The organism is Streptomyces sp. adm13(2018) (assembly GCF_008042145.1).
Classification (GTDB): Bacteria; Actinomycetota; Actinomycetes; order Streptomycetales; family Streptomycetaceae; genus Streptomyces.
The window spans coordinates 1-4,009 of record NZ_RDBH01000190.1 but is presented as its reverse complement, the minus strand read 5'-3'; the positions used below and the strand labels follow the sequence as shown (position 1 = coordinate 4,009).

At 72.3% G+C, this 4,009-nt stretch carries 4 protein-coding genes; 1 reads left to right on the top strand and 3 read right to left on the bottom strand.

The window, feature by feature from the left end:
- Positions 1-809, bottom strand: an 809-nt coding sequence (locus EAO70_RS35410) for an oxygenase MpaB family protein (RefSeq protein ID WP_148006910.1), incomplete at its 3' end; no start/stop codon positions are given.
- A 262-nt stretch (positions 810-1,071) separates the two neighbouring features.
- Between EAO70_RS35410 and EAO70_RS35405 the strand changes: the two genes are divergently transcribed.
- Positions 1,072-1,353 carry a pyrimidine/purine nucleoside phosphorylase gene (locus tag EAO70_RS35405; RefSeq protein ID WP_148006909.1) on the top strand — a complete coding sequence of 94 codons (282 nt, stop codon included), beginning with the start codon at positions 1,072-1,074 and terminating at the stop codon, positions 1,351-1,353.
- A gap of 110 nt (positions 1,354-1,463) precedes the next feature.
- Here EAO70_RS35405 and EAO70_RS35400 read toward each other — a convergent pair whose 3' ends face one another.
- Entirely contained in the window at positions 1,464-3,086 is a 1,623-nt protein-coding gene (locus EAO70_RS35400) for a cation acetate symporter (RefSeq protein WP_148006908.1), read from the bottom strand.
- A complete protein-coding gene (locus tag EAO70_RS40155) occupies positions 3,083-3,724 on the bottom strand; it encodes a DUF485 domain-containing protein (protein WP_148006907.1) in 642 nt (213 codons plus the stop codon). Before EAO70_RS40155 ends, EAO70_RS35400 begins: the two co-directional genes overlap by 4 nt.
- Between the last annotated feature and the right edge of the window lie 285 nt (positions 3,725-4,009).

Below are 4,009 nucleotides of genomic sequence, written 5' to 3'. Positions count from 1 at the left end.
GCAGCACACGATGGGGGACTCCAGACTGATCCAGGGCCGAGGCGGTCCATGGCGCGGAGGATGTGCCGGGGCGGCAGCCGCCAGCGCAGGCGGGCGGGGACGCGGCGCAGCAGGCCCGCCGTGGCGACGAGTCGGCGGGTGACGGTCTCCGCGGGCGGTGCGGGGCGGCCGTAGAGCTCGTGGGCGTAGGGAGGCAGAGTGTCGTACGCGAGGGCGGCGACGCGCCGCCAGATCACCTCGCGCGCCGGTACGAGCACGGGTTTGACGGGCGGCCGGCGCAGGAAGTCCTCGACGGTGCGGGCGTCCTCGGCGGCGGCGAGGCGGGGGCGTATCCCGGCGAAGTAGGCGGCGAGGGCGGCGGTGGACCCGGGGACGGCGGCGGGGTCGAGTCCGACGAGCCGGGCCGAGGTGCGGTGCTCGTCCACGTACCGGTCGGCCTGTGCGTCGGTGAGGGGGATGCCCGAGCGGCGGGCGACCGCGAGGTAGGAGTCGGTCTCGGCGCAGTGGACCCAGAGGAGCAGTTCCGGGTCGTCCACCCCGAGGCGCCGGTGGATCAGCCGCACCCTCGCCCCGGCCGCCTCGGCGGCCTCGGTGGTCCCGTAGCTCAGGGTCCCGACGAAGTCCGCGGTCCGCATGAGCCGTCCCCAGGGGTCCGTGCGGAAGCTGCTGTTGATCATGACTCCGCGGACGGCGACGGGATGCAGCGCCTGGAGCCACAGCGCGCGCACCCCGGCGATCCACATCACCGGGTCGCTGTGCACCTGCCAGGTCACGGAACGGGGTCCGAAGAGCCCCGGGTCGGCACTCATGAAGCGTCCTCGCTCATGCCGTTCAGGCTACGACGGAACGGGTCCGGCGGAGCCGGTCGTGCTGCGGGCCCACCGTTCCGGATCCGGGGCCCGGCGTTCCGGATCGGCCTGTGCGGAACGCCGGGCCCGCCCGGTCCAGCAGGTGAGACCGGGACGGCCGGGGATTCGCCTGCTCCGTCCGCGCCCTTACAGTGCCGGTACGCGTGGCCGGAACCCGATGCCCCCGCGCCCCCTGTTCGTTCGATCCAGCTGAGGATTGCCCATGTTCACGGTCAACGAGTACTTCGACGGCACGGTCAAGTCCATCGCGTTCACGCAGGAGGAGGGTCCCGCGACCATCGGCGTCATGGCTCCGGGCGAGTACGAGTTCGGCACCGCCGCCGCGGAGGTCATGCACGTGGTCAGCGGCGCGCTCACGGTGCGGCTGCCCGGCGCCGACGCGTGGGAGGACGTCGCCGCCGGGGAGCACTCCAAGGTCCCGGGCGACAGCCGGTTCCAGCTGCGGGTCGCCGTCGAGACGGCGTACCTCTGCGAGTACCGCTGACCGTACGTCCGGGGACGCACGAGCTCCGGTGAACGGCCCCCACGGGTGCGCCTGAGCGACACCTGCCCCGCCGCGTTTCTTACCCGCCTCACCGACAGCCTCGACACCCCCTAGCGGGACGTCGAGGCCCGGGGCGTCGCGGGGGCGCCGGCCAGGATCGTCTCCTCCACCGCTTCGTACCGCACGCGTTGGCCGGCCGGGTCGCGGTCGCGGAGCACCGTGCCGAGCCAGCCCGCGAGGAAGCCCAGCGGGGCCGAGAGGATGCCCGAGGTGGTGAACGGGAACCAGTTGAAGTCCCGGTCCGGGAAGATCGCCTGGGGCGATCCGGACACCAGGTTGCTGCCGGTCATGAGGAGGACCGCGGAGGCGCTGCCCACGATGAGGGTGCAGAGCAGTCCCGTACGGGAGTAGCGGCGCCAGAAAAGGCTGTAGACGAGGGCCGGTGCGACCGCGGACGCGCCGATGCAGAACGACAGGGTGAGCAGTGCCTGCAGGTTCAGATGCCGTGCGCCGGCGGCGATCGCGATCGCCACGAGCCCGACGCCCGCCGCGGCGATCCGGGCGACGGCCATCTCCGTGGAGCCCTTGAGCCGCGCCTTTCGGCGCAGCCCGTGCGAGACGAGGTCGTGCGCCAGGGTGTTGGCGCAGGCGAGGGTGATCCCGGCGACCGAGGCCAGCAGCGTGAGGAAGACCGCGGTCGCCACGGCCGTGAACAGCAGGGTCTCGACGGTCGTCTGGTCCGTCCCCATGAGGGCCTGGCTGACCGTGAGGAACGCCGTCTTGCCCTGCGGGTCGCCGGCGACGATCCCCTGGTGGCCGACGATCGCCGCCGCCCCGAAGCCGATGACGGCGATCAGGAGACAGGTCACGACGACCGTCGACACGGCCCAGGACATCGAGCGCCGCACGGCTGCGGCGCTGCGCGCGGTGAACATGCGCATGGTGATGTGCGGGAGCACCGCGGCGCCGAGCACGACCGTCAGCTGGGTGCTGATCATGTCGAGTTCGTTGCCGCCGAACTGGAGGCCGGAGGCGAGGTAGGCGTCTCCCGCCCCGCTGCCGCGCTGGGCTGCGTCCAGCAGGGAGGGCAGGCTGAAGTCGAAGCGGTGGAGGATGAGCGCGGCGATCGCGAGGGACGTGCCGAGCAGGGCGACGGTCTTGACGATCTGGATGAAGGCGGTGCCCTTCATGCCGCCGATCGCCGCGTACGCGATCATCAGCAGGCCCAGGAACACGATCGCCCCGGTCTTGAAGCCGTCGGAGTCGAAGCCGAGGACGACGGAGAGGAGATCGCCCGCGCCCGCGAGCTGGAAGATCACCAGCGGCAGCAGCGCGGTCAGGGTCACCGCGGCCGTGACGATCCGCACGGCGGGGCCGGGGAGACGCCGGGTGAGGACGTCGCCGATCGTGAACCGGCCGGCGTTGCGCAGGGGTTCGGCGAGCAGGAACATCATGAGGACCAGCGAGAGCACGGTGCTCAGGGCGAGCGTGACGCCGTCGTAGCCGACGAGCGCGATGATGCCGATGGTGCCGAGCACGGTCCCCGCGGAGATGTAGTCGCCGGCGATCGCGAGGCCGCTCTGCACGGGGGAGAGCGAGCGGTAGCCGGTGTAGAAGTCGCCCAGGTCGTCACGGTCGGGGGCGGTCATCACGCAGAGCAGCAGCGTGACGGTGATGACCGCGATGAACGCGATCAGCGACATGGTCTGGGCCTCGGAGCTGAACCCGGTCATGCGCGGCCACCTCCGACGGGCTGCTGCCACCCGGGACGTCCGGAGCGGCTCCGGCGTTCCGGCCGGGGCTCGGCCGCCTCGGCGGCCCGCTCGGCGCGTTGCCGGATCGTCGCGGCGAGCGGGTCGACGCGGCGGCGCGCGATCCGCTCGTACACCGCGATCGCGGCCAGCGCCACGGGCAGTTGGAGGAGGCCCAGGACCAGACCGGTGGTGAGGCCACCGGTGAGGGTGCCGGTCATCAGCGAGGGGGCGTAGCCGGACAGGAGGAGGAAGACGACGAAGTAGCCGAGCGCGGTGAAGGTGGCGACCCGGCGGAGCCTGCGGTAGGCGGATCCGAGCCGGTGCAGGTCGTCGCGCTGGTCGGTGACGGCCGGCGGCTGCGGAGACGGGGCGGCGTCCCAGGGCTGCTGCGTGGAGTCCCAGGGCTGTGGTGCGGAGGCCTGGTGCTGCTGTACGGAGGCCTGGTTCTGCTGTACGGGCTCCCATGATCGCGCGGACGACTCACGGGCCGCCTGCGGATCGGTGTCCCAGGACGGCGGCTCGCCCGACCAGGGATGCGGCGTCGCCTCCTGGCGGTGCCGGCCGGCGTTCCGGTGGGGTACGGGCGGTGGGCCCGGGAAGGGCTGGTGGTACGACATCGATCTTGCTCCTTGCCGCCCCGGGGACGGGCGGGTGGCGCCGGTGGTCCGCGAACGTTACTCATGGGTATAGCTCTCGCGTAAGGGGATCCCGACCGCTCGGTATGTCGGTTCGGTGACGATCCTGTGCGCGTCGCGACGAAACCGGCGGAATCCCGCAGTGGATCTTTCCGCAGGTCACGGGCGTGTCTCGGCCACGCCAGAGTCGGATCGGGTCCGTTCGGGTCGGGTCGGGTCGCTCGACCTGACCGGCCCGACCCGAACGGACCCGATCCGACTCTGGCG